The 16755-nt window shown below is 48.1% G+C and carries 20 protein-coding genes; 13 read left to right on the top strand and 7 right to left on the bottom strand.

Translation table 11 applies throughout. The annotated features are described in order from the left end of the window. Window positions 1–86 precede the first annotated feature (86 nt). Together rsgA and CRO74_RS24575 are read right to left on the bottom strand one after the other, a co-directional pair. Window positions 87–1016, bottom strand: coding sequence for a ribosome small subunit-dependent GTPase A (rsgA, locus tag CRO74_RS24570; protein ID WP_097129827.1), 930 nt, complete (start codon window positions 1014–1016; stop codon window positions 87–89). Between the two features lie 40 nt (window positions 1017–1056). Then, window positions 1057–2304, bottom strand: coding sequence for a 3-deoxy-D-manno-octulosonic acid transferase (locus CRO74_RS24575; RefSeq protein ID WP_097129829.1), 1248 nt, complete (start codon window positions 2302–2304; stop codon window positions 1057–1059). 60 nt (window positions 2305–2364) lie between these two features. Here CRO74_RS24575 and CRO74_RS24580 point away from each other — a divergent pair, with 60 nt between their 5' ends. Both CRO74_RS24580 and ytxJ read left to right on the top strand, forming a co-directional pair. Further along, on the top strand, window positions 2365–2673 hold the full coding sequence (locus tag CRO74_RS24580) for a phosphoribosylpyrophosphate synthetase (protein ID WP_097129831.1): 309 nt from the start codon (window positions 2365–2367) through the stop codon (window positions 2671–2673). A 54-nt stretch (window positions 2674–2727) separates the two neighbouring features. Further along, complete coding sequence (ytxJ, locus tag CRO74_RS24585; protein WP_097129983.1) at window positions 2728–3057, top strand: bacillithiol system redox-active protein YtxJ; 330 nt, start codon at window positions 2728–2730, stop codon at window positions 3055–3057. 117 nt (window positions 3058–3174) lie between these two features. Here ytxJ and folB read toward each other — a convergent pair whose 3' ends face one another. From folB to CRO74_RS24600, 3 genes are all read right to left on the bottom strand, one after another. Beyond that, a complete protein-coding gene (folB, locus tag CRO74_RS24590) occupies window positions 3175–3525 on the bottom strand; it encodes a dihydroneopterin aldolase (RefSeq protein WP_097129832.1) in 351 nt (116 codons plus the stop codon). 83 nt (window positions 3526–3608) lie between these two features. After that, entirely contained in the window at window positions 3609–4499 is an 891-nt protein-coding gene (locus CRO74_RS24595; RefSeq protein WP_097129834.1) for a DivIVA domain-containing protein, read from the bottom strand. 120 nt (window positions 4500–4619) lie between these two features. Further along, window positions 4620–5519, bottom strand: coding sequence for a WD40 repeat domain-containing protein (locus CRO74_RS24600; protein ID WP_097129836.1), 900 nt, complete (start codon window positions 5517–5519; stop codon window positions 4620–4622). Window positions 5520–5590: 71 nt separating this feature from the next. Here CRO74_RS24600 and CRO74_RS24605 point away from each other — a divergent pair, with 71 nt between their 5' ends. After that, on the top strand, window positions 5591–6220 hold the full coding sequence (locus CRO74_RS24605) for a 4'-phosphopantetheinyl transferase family protein (protein WP_097129838.1): 630 nt from the start codon (window positions 5591–5593) through the stop codon (window positions 6218–6220). An 82-nt stretch (window positions 6221–6302) separates the two neighbouring features. Here CRO74_RS24605 and CRO74_RS24610 read toward each other — a convergent pair whose 3' ends face one another. Beyond that, window positions 6303–7178: a transglutaminase-like domain-containing protein gene (locus tag CRO74_RS24610; RefSeq protein ID WP_097129839.1), complete on the bottom strand. Its 876-nt coding sequence runs from the start codon at window positions 7176–7178 to the stop codon at window positions 6303–6305. A 130-nt stretch (window positions 7179–7308) separates the two neighbouring features. Between CRO74_RS24610 and galE the strand changes: the two genes are divergently transcribed. From galE to CRO74_RS24645, 7 genes are all read left to right on the top strand, one after another. Continuing rightward, a complete protein-coding gene (gene galE / locus CRO74_RS24615; RefSeq protein WP_097129841.1) occupies window positions 7309–8343 on the top strand; it encodes a UDP-glucose 4-epimerase GalE in 1035 nt (344 codons plus the stop codon). Between the two features lie 88 nt (window positions 8344–8431). Next, window positions 8432–9490, top strand: a complete 1059-nt coding sequence (rfbB, locus tag CRO74_RS24620) for a dTDP-glucose 4,6-dehydratase (RefSeq protein WP_097129844.1) — start codon at window positions 8432–8434, stop codon at window positions 9488–9490. Window positions 9491–9601: 111 nt separating this feature from the next. Then, complete coding sequence (gene rfbA, locus CRO74_RS24625; protein WP_097129846.1) at window positions 9602–10462, top strand: glucose-1-phosphate thymidylyltransferase RfbA; 861 nt, start codon at window positions 9602–9604, stop codon at window positions 10460–10462. A 406-nt stretch (window positions 10463–10868) separates the two neighbouring features. Beyond that, the gene (locus CRO74_RS24630) at window positions 10869–11273 is read left to right on the top strand and encodes a hypothetical protein (RefSeq protein ID WP_097129848.1); all 405 of its coding nucleotides are present in this window, start codon (window positions 10869–10871) and stop codon (window positions 11271–11273) included. 24 nt (window positions 11274–11297) lie between these two features. Continuing rightward, entirely contained in the window at window positions 11298–11975 is a 678-nt protein-coding gene (locus CRO74_RS24635; RefSeq protein WP_097129850.1) for a hypothetical protein, read from the top strand. 154 nt (window positions 11976–12129) lie between these two features. Next, the gene (locus CRO74_RS24640) at window positions 12130–12942 is read left to right on the top strand and encodes a sensor histidine kinase (RefSeq protein ID WP_097129851.1); all 813 of its coding nucleotides are present in this window, start codon (window positions 12130–12132) and stop codon (window positions 12940–12942) included. 64 nt (window positions 12943–13006) lie between these two features. Continuing rightward, a complete protein-coding gene (locus CRO74_RS24645) occupies window positions 13007–13666 on the top strand; it encodes a response regulator transcription factor (protein WP_097129854.1) in 660 nt (219 codons plus the stop codon). 117 nt (window positions 13667–13783) lie between these two features. Here the strand turns inward: CRO74_RS24645 and CRO74_RS24650 are convergent, their stop codons facing one another. Continuing rightward, window positions 13784–14572, bottom strand: a complete 789-nt coding sequence (locus CRO74_RS24650) for an SDR family oxidoreductase (protein ID WP_097129856.1) — start codon at window positions 14570–14572, stop codon at window positions 13784–13786. A 144-nt stretch (window positions 14573–14716) separates the two neighbouring features. On the opposite strand from CRO74_RS24650, the gene CRO74_RS24655 reads away from it, so the two are divergent. From CRO74_RS24655 to CRO74_RS24665, 3 genes are all read left to right on the top strand, one after another. Next, window positions 14717–15298: a LemA family protein gene (locus CRO74_RS24655; protein ID WP_097129858.1), complete on the top strand. Its 582-nt coding sequence runs from the start codon at window positions 14717–14719 to the stop codon at window positions 15296–15298. A 76-nt stretch (window positions 15299–15374) separates the two neighbouring features. Further along, the gene (locus CRO74_RS24660; protein WP_097129860.1) at window positions 15375–15809 is read left to right on the top strand and encodes a TPM domain-containing protein; all 435 of its coding nucleotides are present in this window, start codon (window positions 15375–15377) and stop codon (window positions 15807–15809) included. A 7-nt stretch (window positions 15810–15816) separates the two neighbouring features. Beyond that, a complete protein-coding gene (locus CRO74_RS24665) occupies window positions 15817–16665 on the top strand; it encodes a TPM domain-containing protein (protein WP_245877973.1) in 849 nt (282 codons plus the stop codon). The last annotated feature ends 90 nt before the right edge of the window (window positions 16666–16755 follow it).

Below are 16755 nucleotides of genomic sequence, written 5' to 3' on the forward strand. Positions count from 1 at the left end.
ATACCTTGCGTCTCCTGACCGGATGGCTTTAGGCCAGATGAATTTGCTAACGCCTAGGAGGAGACGCAAGGTATTGCGTCTCTACGTTACCGCCTGTTATCTCCGCCTTCTACCATGCTCAGGTAGCTCATGTAGCGGCTTTCGGCGATTTCGTCTTCGGCGACGGCTTCTTTGATGGCGCAGCCGGGTTCGTTGATGTGCAGACAGTTATTGAAGCGGCACTGGTTCATCCGGTCGCGCATTTCGGGGAAATAGTGGCCTATTTCGGTTTTCGACGTGTTCATTAAGCCTAATTCCTTGATGCCAGGCGTGTCGATAATGAACGTTTCGGGGGCCAGCTCGAACATTTCGGCGAATGTGGTCGTGTGAACGCCCTTGTTGGCAAAAGACGACACTTCGTTGGTGCGTAGATTCAACGTCGGGGCAATAGCGTTTACGAGCGACGATTTCCCAACGCCCGAGTGTCCGGCCAATAAAGTGACTTTCTGGTCGAGTAACGCCCGGAATTCTTCTACGCCTACACCTTCTGTGGCTGAGGTAGATAGGCAATTATAACCAATGCGTTCGTACAAGTCGATAATTTCCTGCTGAAACTCCAACCCTTCGTCGTTCAGAATGTCGATTTTATTAAAGACAATCGTTGTCGGAATACGGAACGATTCGGCAGAGACCAGAAATCGGTCAATGAACCCTGCCGACGTTCGGGGCATGGCCAGCGTGGCCAGCAGTACGGCCTGGTCGAGGTTAGCCGCCAAAATATGCCCGTGCGCCGTCTTATGGACGGACTGCCGGATAATGTAATTGTCGCGGGGCGAAATGTCGGTGATGATAGCTGTATTTTCGGCCTCATCTTCAACGTCAAACACCACCCGGTCGCCCACGGCAATCGGGTTGGTGACCTTGAGGTCTTTCAATTTGAACTTTCCTTTCAGCCGACCCTGAAAAATATGTCCGTCTGCGTTACGAATTTCGTACCAGGAGCCGGTTGACCGTATGACTAAGCCGTGTTGTGCCAATGAGTGATTGTGATAGTAAACCTATAAGGTCTCGAAGGCCTTATAGGTTTGTAAGCAATAGCGATTTCTGTACAATCTCCATAACCTTCGCCGTTGCGCCAATGTTCCGCTGCACATAATCCCGACTCACCCGAGTCGCTTTTGCGGGGTTATCGTACTGTTTCAGAAACGTTGTCGTTAATTCGTCTGTGTCGTGGATTGAGAAAGCAGCCTCTTCTCCGACGAGGTCGACGGCTTCCTGATACTTATCGTAATCTGGTCCGAAAAACAGGGGCATGCCAAAGGTAGCGGCTTCAAGAATATTATGCAGGCCCTGCTTGAAGGCCCCGCCAATGTAGGCAAACTCCCCATACTGATAGAGCGACGAAAGCATACCGATGTTGTCAATGAACAGCACATCAGCCGAACGAGCAGTGTCTATGTTGGCCTGCGAAAAACGTACCGATGACCTTATCAACTGCTTTCTCCAGCGTTCGATTTCTTCCTCCTTAATCTCGTGCGGGGCAATAACAACCTTAAGAGGTTTGTTGAATTGGTTAATGAACGGGATCAAAACAGCCATATCTTCGGGCCAGGCGCTGCCGACCACCAGCAGGGGCGTGTTGGCCTTGAAGGCTTCGGCCACGGGAATGGCCTTCTTGGTAACTACCACCTGCGACACCCGGTCGAAGCGCGTATCGCCCCCGAGGGTCACGTTTTTTAAGCCGATACCGGCCAATAAATTGACCGACTCCTTATTCTGAACCAGAATATGGCTGAAATAGCGAAGCATATTTTGGTAAAACTGTCCCCAAGGCTTAAAGAAAAGCTGATCGGGACGGAAAATGGCGGAGAACGAGATGATCGGAACCTGTGCTGCATCCAACTCACGCAGGTAGTTGTACCAGAACTCGTATTTAATAAAAAACGCGATTCGGGGCTTCACCAGCGTCACAAATTGGCAGGCATTGTTGGGCGTGTCGGCGGGTAGATAGACGATGTAATCCGCACCGTCGTAGTCCTTGCGAACCTCATAACCGGAGGGTGAAAAGAAGGTCAGCAGGATTTTATAGTCCGGATAGGCGGCCCGAAAAGCTTCGATAACCGGGCAGCCCTGCTCAAATTCACCCAGTGAAGCGGCATGAAACCAGGCAATGGGGCTTGTGTTGCCAGCAAGAAGTCGCCATAGTTTATCAGCCCAGTCGCGTCGGCCATCAACCCAGAGCCGTGCTTTGGGGTTAAAAGACGCCACCAATCGCAACAGCGATTGAAAAGCCATAATGCCGGTGTTATAGAGGCCCGAAAACAAGCGATGATAAGGTTGGTTATACGTAACAAAGCTACGAACTCATTTAATAAACTACCTCTCATGCACGCGTACGATACACTTACTGAAGCTTTGGAGGGCTTACGTGCCCGCGGATTCACGCAGGATTACAACCTTAAGTCCGATCACCTGCATTGCCAGCCGGATAATATTGAACTACGTCCGGCGGACTTTGACGTTGTTGACGTTTACCGTTTCGAGGGGCCAACCGATCCCGGCGATGAGATGGTTTTGTATGCTATTGAGGCTAAGAATGGTAATAAAGGGACATTAGTTGATGCGTACGGAACATACGCCGAAGCGGTCACGCCAGAAATGGCGGATAAACTACGTTATACACCGGAAAATTGACGAACTTTTCATACTTAAAAATGATTTTACGTCAACAGAATGGATGTTGGTACAATGAACTGGAACAAGCTAACGAGTGACACTCAACTAGATACGATCAAAGCAGAATCAGCAAGGCAGCCTGTTCTGATTTTTAAACACAGCACAACTTGCTCAATCAGTGCAATGGCGCTTAGCCGGATGGAACGTAACTGGAATGACCAGCTTGGTGTGAAGCCATATTACCTTGACTTACTAGCCAATCGGCCTATTTCCAATAAAATTGAACACGAATTTGGTGTCGAACATGAGTCGCCCCAAGTGTTGCTGATTCGGAACGGTGCCTGCATTTATGATGCGTCGCACATGGCCATTTCGTTTGCCGGTATTCAGCAGGCAGTTTAAGGAAGGAGTTAGGAGCTTAGTACAAGTAGTTAGGAGCGAGGAGTTAGAAGTGAGGAGGGCTGACGCGTCGTTAAAAACATGCGTCAGCCCTCCTCACTTCTAACTCCTCGCTCCTAACTACTCCTTTAAAGTTATCTTCGCCCGGTGGCAAACGCCCCCGATGGGTGGGTTGAATTTTGATACGCTCACTTCTACCGCTTCGAGTTCAGTGTATGTCGACCTGATTTCCTGAATAATCTGGTGAGCGATGTGTTCGAGCAAGCGGGCGGGTTGTTTCATGACACCGGCCGTAATTCGATATAAATCTTCATAGTTGACCGTAGCACTGAGCCGGTCGCGTCGGGCGGCTTCCGAAAAATCGGCCGTTACCACAATATCGACGGAGTATTTATTGCCAATTTTCTGCTCCTCGTCGTAGAAGCCGTGGTACGAAAAAAACTCTAATCCTTCTAAAGCAATTGTTCCCATAACGTGCGTAAAGATGAATCACCCCGATAAATCCCCAGCTAAATAGCCAAAGATTTATCGGGGTGATATTATTTTTGTTGTGCTTAAATCTGATCGAAAAAAGAACCGGTTTTTTTTATCGTTACCTCTTCGCTTGCCTCTACGGAATCACCTTCGGGATCAGTTGTATTTACTTCAGTGAGTAAAGGCTCTTGTGCTGAATTATCTTGGATCTCAGTAACAACCGGGCTTTCGGTATGGTGGTCAATGTGAAGGGCTTCATCGAGTTTTTCAATAACGGCCTCATCAACCGGAATCGCTTCCGGAACGGACTCTTCCCGGTCAATCAGCGGGGGTAATTCAGCCATTGTGTTGGTAGGTGTTGCTGCATCTGGCTGAACGTCAGTTTCGGGTTGTTTCAACTCCTCTGTTAGCTGCGCAGTCACATCATCCATTTTACCCTTCAGATTTTGCCGGGAAAATTTCTTTTCAAAACGATCTACGCTATCAACGGCATTGCTGGCAAGCGTGCGAATCTGAATGGCCAGATTTTCCTTGTAATTCTCCAGGGCTTTGAAATCGTGCTCTAATGATTTGATGTCATTGAGGATGTTGTCTTTCAGATACCGGGCTTGGTTTTCGGCATCCTGTACCATCAGTGCCGACCGTTTACGGGCATCGGCCAGTATTTCGTCGGCTTTCTGCCGAGCGTCATCAATGTATTTTTCCCCCGCTTTGTTCGCCTGTTCGGTGATTTGAGTGCTTGTGTCTTCGGCTGTTTTAAGCGTCCGGAACAAAGTCATTTCTACTTCCTTGAGCTTGCCTAATTCTTTTTCGGCCAGTTCAAGTTGCATTTTCAACATTTTATATTCGCCGGTCAAGCGTTCCCATTCTTGAGATAGCGAAGCCAGAAATGCGTCAACTTCTTCGGTTTTATAGCCGCGCAACCCTTTTTCAAATGTGTGCTGCCGGATTTCAATTGGCGTAATTTTCATTGGTGCGCTACAAGTTTAATGTGTTACTAAATACCTAGATAAAGGTGAATTAACTGCCTTAATATCTATTTTACAAAAAATAGTCGGAAAAATAGACGAAACCTACTTTACCTAAAGGTCTTAAATCAATTTCCATACCGAAATGGTACGGTCGTCGCTGGCTGAAAGTAATAATTGATGGTAATTTGTCCAAAGTACTTTATTGACGGATGTACCATGTCCGGCATGGCGGGCGCGGTCCACTACTTTCAGTAATTTGTAGGTTTCGGCATCCCAAATCTTAAGCGACTTATCCATGCTGGCTGTAGCAATCAGGCGTCCGTCCGGGCTAAAAGACAAGTGATTAATGGCAAACATATGCCCCACAATATCCTGCTGAAGGGTATATCCTTTCTCTACCGCCCAAACTTTCAAATGCGCATCGCGCCCTGCGGTGAGCAACTGCTGAAAATTAGGTGAGTACGCAATTGTAAAAATAGAATTGCCGTGGGCCGGAATAACCTGCTTGAGTTCGTAGGTAATTAAATCGAAAATACGGACAACATTATCGCTGTAGCCAACGGCCAGTTCACGCTCAACCGGATTCACGGCAATGCACCGTGCCGATTGATCGGACGCTTTAAGGTGCTTCCGAACCGCGAGCTGATCGGTAGAAACAATGGCGACAACCCCATCCGACAGAGCGAGAAAGGCGTCGTCTTTATAAAACTTGATGTCGAAGATAGCGGCCGACGTAAGTTTGAGCGAGGCCACTTCCTGTTTTCTGACCGGGTCGATCAGGTGAATGCCTTCGTAGTTCTGGCCAACCCACAGCAACCTGCTGGTTGGATGCAGGGCCAGTGCATACACCGAAGCGGGTACTTTGGCTACCAGTTCGCCCAAATCTGGCCGATCCAGGTGCCACCGGACAACCTGCCCGTCGCCACCGGCCGAAAAAAACTGTTCGGCCATCAAGCCGTGTTCCAGGGTGTAAACCGGGTCGCGGTGGCCACCAAATGTATCTAGTTTTTCTACAATCACTGGATGAAAAGACAAGTTGTTGCTCAAAGGTCGTTAATCCTTTCTTTTTCTCGAATGACTTCCGATTTTTGATGGTGACTTTTCAACTAGACATAAACGGTGACTGCATAGCCCGGCTAAAGGCTATTACGGAGGATGAACCTGCATTACGGGCTAAGGTGCTGTTAACCGTGTCTGAACAGGAGGATCTGGCGCGCATCAGCCATCCTGCCCAGCGCATTGAATGGCTGGCCTGTCGGGTAACGATTCGACAATTGGTTGAAGAACAGGGCGTGGATTACGGTGGTTTGTACAAAGATGAATACGGGAAGCCGCACCTTATCAACTCTCCCTGGCATATTTCCCTGTCTCATACGAATGGATGGGCCGCTGCGGTACTGCATCGGTCGCGCCCGGTGGGCATTGATATTGAACCCATCCGGGAGCAATTCAGGCGGGTGGTACCGCGTGTTTTATCGGAGAGTGAACTTGCACATGCGGCTGGCGACCCAAACCGGCTGGCGGTTTATTGGTGCGCTAAAGAAGCCTTGTATAAACTTTACGGAAAGCGTCAGCTTACTTTTCGGGAGCACTTACTGATCGAGCCCTTTGCTGATGGCCTTGAGCAGTTGGTGGGGCATGTTCGCTTACCCGATCACCAGGAGCAACTCATTATCCGTTGCTTTCAGGAAGGACCCGGCCTGCTGGCGGTGGCCTATTAACGTACCCACGGGATTCATCCCGTGATTTTAGTTGACGAACTTATAACCTAGAAATCACGGGATGAATCCCGTGGGTACGTATTTACCGTTGGGTATAATCCGATAGGGGAAGGCCATCGCCGTCGTCCCGGACGGTATTGAGAATTTGCTCTACTTCCCGGACGCGCTCGGCATCACCATTCTTTTCGAAAGCCAGCGTCAAGTTTCGGAGTACACGCCGGACAATATCGGCATTTGTGCAGGGTTGATAGAAAGTATCCAGCCGTTTGATATTCAACTGGTCAATGTACTGATCGATATCTTTGGTAGTGAAGACCAGCCCCCGGTTGAATACATTGATATAGAACTGAACACCGCTGCTATTCTTATAGGTAAGCACAAAGAGATTAGGCAGGTTTACGCCGTAAACGGGCAGATTTAGCCGTTTGGCAATGAGCATGTAGAGCACACAAAGCGTTATAGGATTGCCCCGGCGCGATTCGAGTACCTGGTTGATCATGGAGTTGGCCGGCGAGTGAAAATGCTTGGTGTTTGGCGCAAATTTCAGCTTGGAGAAGAAAGCACTGTTCATGGCTTTGATCTGCTCGTCGGGATGCATATCTGCTTTAAAATCAACCCAGACATCATAAAATAACTGTTCTACCTCCTGCTTCAGTTTATCGAGCGATAGGTCAGGGTACTGGTAGGTCGCGATGATCCAGAGACCTTCCAGTAAATCCATGGCTCCGCCATTTTTCCAGTCGCGCATACGATCCAAAACCGATTCATATTGAAGATCATGGATAATTTCTTCAATTCGCTTTTGAAGTTCAGGATTGAAACTGCCTTCCCATTCCGACTCCAGAAGCGGGATCATCTGCCCCCCCATCTGTCGAATTTGTTGTTCAACGTGTTCAACGACTTCCCGGTCTTCATCGTCCAGAAGCGAGATAAGGGCTTTCAATTCGTTGTCATTCATCCGTTTGTATTGCTTTATCAGGGTACCCCAGAATAAAAACTGTTTTCGGAAACCTACTGAATATGCTACTTTTGTCTGGTTATGAAACTAGCTATGCTAATATAGCAACAAAATTTTTATAAAAAACGGTTTGACTCTTTCAGGCAATTCTCCCAAAATTCTGGTAACCGGAGGTGCAGGGTTCATAGGATCGCACACGGTTGTTTCGTTGGTTAACGCCGGTTTTGAGCCGGTCATCATCGATGATTTTTCCAACTCCGAACGCTCTGCTCTCGATGGATTGCGGGCTATCCTGGGCCGCGATGTAACGTGTTATGCGGTAAACTGCAACGATGCCGACATCATGGCAGACATCTTCAGGAAAGAAGCACCAATTGGCGTTATTCATTTTGCCGCCAACAAAGCGGTAGGCGAATCGGTCGCTAAACCGCTGAAATACTACCGCAATAACCTTGATCCGTTGCTACTGCTATTGGAACTGATGCCTCAGTATTCGGTGCAGAACTTCGTATTCTCATCGTCCTGCACGGTGTATGGCCAACCGGAGCATCTGCCCGTAACGGAAGAGACGCCCCGTTTGCCAGCCCAGTCGCCTTATGGAAATACCAAAGCCATTGGCGAAGATATTATCCGTGATGCCGTAACGGCACAGATACCCGTTAAAGCATTGGCACTTCGCTACTTCAACCCGATTGGAGCTCACCCATCCGCTGAGATTGGGGAGTTGCCGCTGGGTGTTCCGGCCAATCTGGTACCGTTCATCACGCAAACGGCCGCTGGCATACGCCCCAGCCTGACCGTATACGGTGATGATTATAATACGCCGGACGGAACCTGTGTTCGCGATTATATCGATGTGGTTGACCTGGCCGATGCCCACGTTCAGGCCCTGAAAAAACTGATAGAAGCCCCGGAAGGAGCATCTTACGACGTTATCAATATTGGTACAGGCCGTGGCGAAACAGTGCTGAACGTGATCAAAACGTTTGAAGAGGCTACCGGGGTTAATGTAAACTATGTTATTGGGCCACGTCGGGCGGGTGATGTTGAGCAGGTTTATGCCGATGTTACCAAGGCAAACCGTGTGCTGGAGTGGTCTGCCCGTCGTTCGCTCGCTGAGTCGTTACGGGATGCGTGGAACTGGCAGAAAAAATTAATGAAGTAAATTTATTATTTATGGTTAGTGGATACTATATTACTTTAGTTTCCGCTAATCATAAATGATTAACCGTAGACTTAAAACCTAAAACAGAATGAAACTCCTCATCACAGGTGGAGCCGGGTTCATTGGCTCGCATGTCGTTCGGCTATTCGTTACGAAATACCCCGAATATCAGATTTATAACCTCGATGCCCTGACATATGCCGGTAACCTGGCAAACCTGAAAGACATCGAGAATGCACCTAACTATACATTTATCAAAGGTGATATTACCGATGCGAAATTTCTGGAAGATATGTTCGCTGAGTTATCACTGGATGGGGTTATTCACCTGGCAGCTGAGTCGCACGTCGACCGGTCCATTACCGATCCTATGTCGTTTGTAATGACCAACGTTGTTGGTACGGTCAATCTGCTTAATGCAGCTAAAAACAGCTGGGCTTCCACGGGTGGATTTGAGGGTAAACGCTTCTATCACGTATCGACGGATGAGGTGTATGGTTCCCTGCACAACCCCGAGGACTTTTTTACCGAAGAAACCCCCTACGATCCGCAATCGCCTTACTCGGCATCGAAAGCCGCTTCCGATCACTTCGTGCGGGCGTACGGCAATACCTACAAGTTACCTGTGGTCTTGTCGAACTGCTCAAATAATTACGGTCCCAATCACTTTCCTGAGAAGTTGATTCCGTTAATGATTCACAACATCCAGACCAACAAGCCATTGCCCGTTTACGGGAAAGGTGAAAACGTTCGGGACTGGCTGTTCGTGGTCGATCATGCCCGCGCCATAGACGCGGTATTCCACAAGGGCAAAGAAGGCGAAACGTATAATATTGGCGGCTTCAACGAGTGGAAAAATATTGACATTGTTCACCTGCTGTGCGGCATTATGGACCGTAAACTCGGTCGGCCGGAAGGGACTTCGGCACAACTGATCACTTACGTAACCGACCGCGCCGGACACGACCTGCGCTACGCCATCGACGCACACAAAATCATGAACGAACTCGGGTGGGAGCCCTCCCTTCAGTTCGCCGAAGGGCTCGAAAAAACCGTCGACTGGTTCCTGGCCAATCAGGAATGGATGGACAACGTAACGTCGGGGGCTTATCAAAGTTATTACCAGGGAATGTACGCGAATAGATAAATTTTGAATGAGTGAATGAACGAATGAGTGAATGGATTTTCGGTCTGTTCATTTATTCGCTGGTACGCCAGCCCGGTCATTCACTCATTTGCTCATTCACTCAGTAGGAAAATGAAAGGAATTATACTTGCCGGAGGCTCTGGCACTCGTCTTCATCCGCTTACGCTGGCCGTTTCAAAACAACTGATGCCGGTATACGACAAGCCGATGATCTATTACCCCCTGTCGATTCTGATGCTGGCCGGCATTCGGGAGATCCTGATCATCTCGACACCGCACGATCTGCCCCATTTTGAAAAACTGCTCGGCGATGGAGAGCGCCTAGGCTGTAAATTCACGTATGCCGTTCAGCCTAGTCCGGATGGTCTGGCGCAGGCGTTTATTATCGGTGAAGAATTTATTGGTGATGATAAAGTTGCGCTGGTGCTGGGCGATAACATCTTCTACGGCTCAGGCTTGTCAAAACTGTTACAGGCTAACAATGACCCGGATGGTGGCGTAGTATACGCGTATCAGGTACACGATCCGGAACGCTACGGCGTAGTGGAGTTCGATGACGACTTTAACGTATTATCCATTGAGGAAAAACCAGAGAAGCCTAAGTCAAATTATGCGGTTCCTGGTTTGTACTTCTACGATAACGATGTTGTCAATATTGCCAAGAATATAAAGCCTTCCGTGAGAGGTGAGCTGGAAATTACCGATATCAACCGGGTCTATCTGGAACAGGGTAAATTGAAGGTTGGCGTTTTGGATCGGGGAACTGCCTGGCTCGATACGGGTACCTTCGAATCACTGATGCAGGCAGGTCAGTTCGTTCACGTCATTGAAGAGCGGCAGGGTCTGAAAATCGGTTGTCCCGAAGAGATCGCCTATCGTATGAAATTCATCGACGCCACGCAATTGGCAACGATTGCCCAACCACTGGTAAAAAGCGGGTACGGCGCTTACCTGTTAAATCTACTGAAATAGGGACATACAAGACCTCTAACTCGCTTATACAAAAACGCCGGAGCAAGCTGCTCCGGCGTTTTTTGTAAACCTAACCTATGAGAAATTTTTAGTGCTACGCCAAATGTTCATCAGTAATGGAACAAAGGTAGAGGTAAGGATAAGCTCGGATAAGCGCATAAACACGGAATTTTATTGTCACGAACAAACTACGCAGAAGTCCGCACTTTGGTACGTATAACTACGTATTGATAAGTATTTTATAAGGTTTAAAGACTTGATTGTGAGATGATTGGTTATATGGTAGGTTGTTCGTTAGTGTTCGCCGGAAAACATCAATGTAGTAATTTAGATGTGCTTTCCGGTTTTATCCATTCTACCAGCATTCGACTAAAAACTTATCAACTTAATTTCAATCTGATTCATCATGAGTGTCTTTACAAAAGATGCGGGCCGCATTCTGGAACCGCACGAAACGCAGGCCATGACAGGTGCCTACCAAGAGCGCAAACTTCAAGCTGGTCTTTCAAAAGACGAATATATTCGTTCAGAGTTTTTCGGTATAAATCAAATCCAGCACCTGCTTAGTCAGCCTGGTTGTGTGGGATTGCGAATTCATCATGCCAAGCGCTGGGAAGATGCAAATGGTAAGCCTACGAGTCAGGATAAAGGGCAACTTGTACCGCGTGTTCTGTTGACCGGAGTAGACGCTAAAGGAAAAGATATGCCTATTCGTGTCGATAAAGCCGGTATGAAAGATATGCCTGCGGACGATGGCAGTAGAACGGCAGTGGGCGACGGTCATACCTGTCCGCAGCATTGTGAAAATTAATAACTAATCGCTAAAATCAATACTATGCTCGAGAGGCTACTACTGTTATGTGAGAAATATCCGCTGGACTTTGTTGCTCATATAAGTAGTAGCCTACCAGTTTTGGTAGGCTTACTTCATTATAAATACATCAATAATAAGTCGAAATATATAGTTCTTTTCTTTCTGTTCGCTTTTTTAAAAGAATCTTTAGCCCTTTGGCTATCTATTTTAAGAAGTAATAATTTGTTCCTGCAAAATATTGAAAGTATAGCTGAAACGGGTATTCTGCTACTCATTGCGTTAGCGTGCTTTAAAGAGGTCAAATGGAGACGATTATGGATTTTGATGGCGGTCATTTGCCTTATAATCAGCATACTTAATTATAGTAACGACCAAATTTCATCCGCTTCATTATCGGTGTTCAGATTATTTGCTATACTTTTTTGCCTATCTTACTTTAGTAAAATATTAATCGATGTTAGCGTAAAAAATATATTGCAACATACAATGTTTTGGTTTAGTGCTGGCCTACTTATTTATTCAACCGGTACTTTTTTCATTGTATTATTTAGTGAGTATTGGTATAAAGATATCAACAAAGTACCAGCCGAAGTTTTTGACAAATACTGGAATGCCAGCCAGGTCTTGTTCATAATCTTTTGTTGTTTGTCAGCTTATGGTCTCTGGACAAGCAAATTCGATAAAGACAATTTGCTTTGAGCACGTTACTACCATCAGTCGGGTTTATAATAGGTACTTTATGTCTGGGTTTCAGCTCATTGAGTTTGCCATTCACTCAAATGTTATACATCTTCGTTGACATTCAACCATAGATTCTTGAACTTTACTTACTACCGATTGCTGTAAAACGCTAATGTCAATAGATTCCGGTTTTTTGATTGCCGTTGGTACGGCTGTGTTGCTGGTGATGGCCGTCTTCATCATCATCTTCGTCGCCTTTTACCAGCAAAAGCAGGCAAAGCAACAACTGGCATTTAAAGAACTACAGGCTCAGCATCGGCGGGATTTGATGGAAGCGACTTTTCGGGGGCAGGAAGAAGAACGAAAACGCTTGGCCGAAGATATGCACGATGGCATCGGCACCATGCTGTCGGTCACTAAAATGAGTCTCAATCAGTTAGAACGCCAGGTTGCAGGGGATGGACAGATAAGTTTTCAGTTTCAGAAAACGCGCTCCATGATAGACGAGACCATGACCAATGTTCGGCGAATAAGCCGGAACCTAGTGCCCACCACACTGGATCGATTTGGGCTGCTGGCTGCACTGGAAGAACTGGCCGACCGCGCTACCGACTCAAACACGGAAGTACAGTTGACTTTTCCTGAATGTGAGACTCCATTTCCGCCGTCGCTCGACCTGATGCTGTACCGAATTGCACAGGAGCTGGTCAATAATGCCATTCGCCACGCCCGGGCTAGCCAGATTACTATTCAACTGTTTTGCATTGATCAGGAGGTGCGTATGTCGGTTATGGACAACGGGGTAGGCTTTGATTTCGATGCTGTCATGGAAAATAAACAGGGCGGGCTGGGCCTACGGAATATCGAAAGTCGCCTTAGCGTGGTGAACGGACACGTAACATTCGATGTAGCCCCCGGCCGAGGGTCGCAAATTCATATACAGGTTCAACTGCACGACGCGCAACCTGTTAATTTATTGAGTTAATTTGTTTGCCAAATGGCTGCTCTATGCGACTAATAGGGTATCAGCTCTTAACTTTTCTTTCTCTATGCGAAAAATTAAACTGGCCCTCTGCGATGATCACACCCTGTTTCGGGTTGGGATGTCCACCATACTTGGGCAGATCAATGATTTTGAGTTAGTCCTCGAAGCCGGCAACGGTCAGGAACTGATCGATAGGATTGCCCGCAAACTTCCCGACGTCGTTTTGCTCGACCTTCAGATGCCGGTCATGGATGGCACCGCCACCGCCGATTATCTGCGGGAGAATTACCCGCTTATCAAGATCGTTGTGCTCACCATGCACGATGAGGACCGCATGGTACTTCACCTGCTCGAAAAAGGCGTTAGCGGATACCTGCTGAAAGATGCCGAAGCGGGCGAAGTGGAAAAGGCTGTCCGGAAGGTAATGGACGAAGGCGTTTACCTAAACGAATTCGTATCGAAGGCTATGCTGCGAAAGATGACCAACAAGACAACTGTAACGAAGCCCGTCAATGCATTTTACAATAGCAAGATCCTGCTTTCCGAACGCGAAAAAGAAGTGCTGATGCTTATCTGCGAAGGCCTTTCTACGCTGGAAATTAGCGAAAAGATATTTCTTAGCCCTCGAACTGTTGAAGGCCATCGACTCCGTATTCTCGAAAAGACAGGCACCAAAAACACTGCTGGCATGGTCGCCTACGCGTTCAAGAACAGTCTTGTTTGAGGCTGGTTATTGGTTATTAAGTTATTGGTTAATGAGTAGGTAATCGCGAGGTTAGACTATTTTCCAATAACCAATAACCAATAACCAATAACCAATAACCAATAACCAATAACCAACTCACAAACTTCCCGTTCGTCCGCCATCTACCGGCAAGTTGATGCCGTTGATCGACGCGGCTGCTGGGGTGCATAGGAAAGCAATGGCAGCCGCCACTTCCTCCGCTTTCACAAACCGTCCGGTTGGAATCTCGCGCTCCATCTGTCTCGCTACTTCTTCTTCCGACTTTCCAGACGTTTTCGACCTCATGGCGAGTACTGCGGCCAAACGTGCCGTTTCGGTATAACCAGGCAGCACATTATTGACCGTAATGCCAAAGTGAGCAATCTCCAGCGAAAGCGTTTTGGCCCACTGCGCCACCGCTCCCCGAATAGTATTTGAGACGCCCAGCCCCACAATAGGTTGTTTCACAGATGTTGAGATGACGTTAATAATCCGTCCGAAACCGGCTTCCTTCATGGCTGGAAAAACCGCCTGAACCAGCGCCTGGTTGTTGAGCAAATGATTATGGAATGTCTGAGTAAACTCTTCCGGTTTGGCGTCAAGCAATGCGCCACCCGCTGGCCCGCCCGTATTATTTATCAATATGTGCATGGCTGGAAACTTGGCCAGATGTTGGCTGAGTACCGCCGGAGCTTCGCCCGGCTTATTAAAGTCGGCTACCAGATATCGGTGGGTTTGCCCCTGGTTGGTATCCAGTTCGGCTAGTGTTTCGCGAAGTGTTTGCTCGTTCCGTGCCATCAGCACAATGCTGGCGCCCAGCAGAGCTAGCTCAACAGCCGCAGCGCGGCCAATGCCTTGTGTACTACCGCAAACAAGGGCGGTCTTTCCGGTTAGTGTAAGGTTCATATAAGCTCGTTTGTACATAACCAGTCATCAATACAAACTGGTCTTAAAATGGGTAAAAAAACCACTGACGTAGTTTTGCGTTTACAAAGTAGTAGTTTTGACCAACTTTGAATCCAGTATCAACTATTTGCATTCCAACAGACCATGTCAAAGACATTAATTATTGTGGTGGTTCTTGCCCTTATCCTGGGTATGTACGGCTGTAGCTCTTATAACGGTTTAGTCCAGTCCGACACAAACGTACAGGAAAAATGGGCTCAGGTGCAGACCCAGTACCAACGCCGGGCCGATTTAATTCCTAACCTCGTTCGGACGGTACAGGGCGCTGCTAATTTCGAGAAAAGTACGCTGACGGCCGTTATTCAGGCGCGCGCCAGTGCTACACAGGTGAAATTTACAGCCGACCAGTTGACACCGGAGAACGTCCAGAAGTTTCAGGCCGCTCAGGATCAGTTGAGTGGTTCGCTGTCGCGCTTGCTGGCGGTAGCCGAGAGTTATCCCAACCTGAAAGCCAATCAGAACTTTTCGGAGTTACAGGCTCAGCTGGAAGGAACGGAGAATCGAATTGCCGTATCGAGAAATGACTTTAACGGTGCGGTAAAGACGTATAATCAGTCGGTGCGTTCGTTCCCAAACAACATTTTCGCCGGTATTTTTGGCTTTGCTGTCAAAGGCTTTTTCGAAGCGTCGCAAGCCGCTCAAAGCGCTCCAACGGTACAGTTTTAACGGTAGTGGGCAAAGGGGTTAGGGTATAGGGCTATCTGCTCTATCGCTAGCCCCTTTGCCCCATGCCCACCGCCTTATGCAAAACAACCCATTCACTCAAGACGAACAACAGCGCATTGTGGAAGCCATCCGACAGGCCGAAAAGGCTACGTCGGGTGAAATTCGGGTGCATGTAGAGCCACATTGCGCCCATGCCGACCCCGTACAGCGGGCCATTGAGGTGTTTGCTCAGTTGGGAATGCACCAGACTAAAGAACAGAATGGCGTACTCTTTTATCTGGCCCATACCGACCGGAAGTTTGCTATCCTGGGCGATAAAGGGATCAACGCCAAAGTACCCGACAATTTTTGGGAGAGTACAAAGGAACTGCTGCGAAGCCACTTTAAAGCAGGCCATTATGCCGAAGGGCTGAGCCTGGGCATCGAGCGGGCCGGGCAACAATTGAAACAGTACTTTCCCTACGCCAGCGACGACGTTAACGAACTCGCCGACGATATTTCGTTTGACTGACACTGCCGTGAACGTACTCTCATTTATTTCATTTATTGCCCGATGGCTACGGCTTGGGTTGCTATTCGTGCTGCTGGCGGTTGTCCCGGCTACGGTGCGGGCACAGGATACCGCGACGGATAACGGTGCATCGGCGAATGATGTCATTCCCAATAAGCCAAACCCGCCCCGTCTGGTTAATGACTTTGCCGGAATCCTGAATCCGACCGAGCGTAGCCAGCTGGAACAGAAACTCCGTGCTTACAACGACTCTACATCGACCCAGATCACCATTGTGATTGTAAAAACCACGGAGCCTTACCCCATTGGTGATTTTGCCTTTCAGGTAGGACGCAAGTGGGGAGTTGGGCAAGAAGGTAAAAACAATGGGCTGGTGCTGGCCTGGGCTACTCAGACCCGTAAGATTTTCATCGCGCCCGGTTATGGGCTGGAGGGAGCTATTCCCGATGCTATTGCCAAGCGCATCATTACCAATCTTATCGCTCCAGCTTTTAAACAGGAACAGTATTACCAAGGCTTGGACGCGGCTACGACCGAAATCATCAAACGTGCCCAGGGTGAATATAAAGCTGAGCCGGATTCAAGCACAGATGATGGCCCATGGGGATTCATTATCATGATTATTGTTTTCATGGTTATCATCTTCATCATTGCCCGACGCAACAAGGGTGGTGGTAATAGTGGTAATCGTGGTGGCGGTTGGGGAGGTCCCATCTTTTTGCCAACATCGACTTACTCCGGCTGGGGTGGTTCCAGCGGTGGTGGATGGAGTGGCGGGGGTGGTAGCAGTGGTGGTGGCTTCGGCGGATTTGGGGGTGGCAGCTTCGGTGGTGGTGGCGCTGGTGGCGATTATTAAGAAAGTATAAACGGTTTGTATACACTGCCGATGAATGGGTCTTATAGGCCGCTTATCGAAAAATAGGTACATGTACTTACCCATGTACCT

This window comes from Spirosoma fluviale, from assembly GCF_900230225.1.
Classification (GTDB): Bacteria; Bacteroidota; Bacteroidia; order Cytophagales; family Spirosomataceae; genus Spirosoma; species Spirosoma fluviale.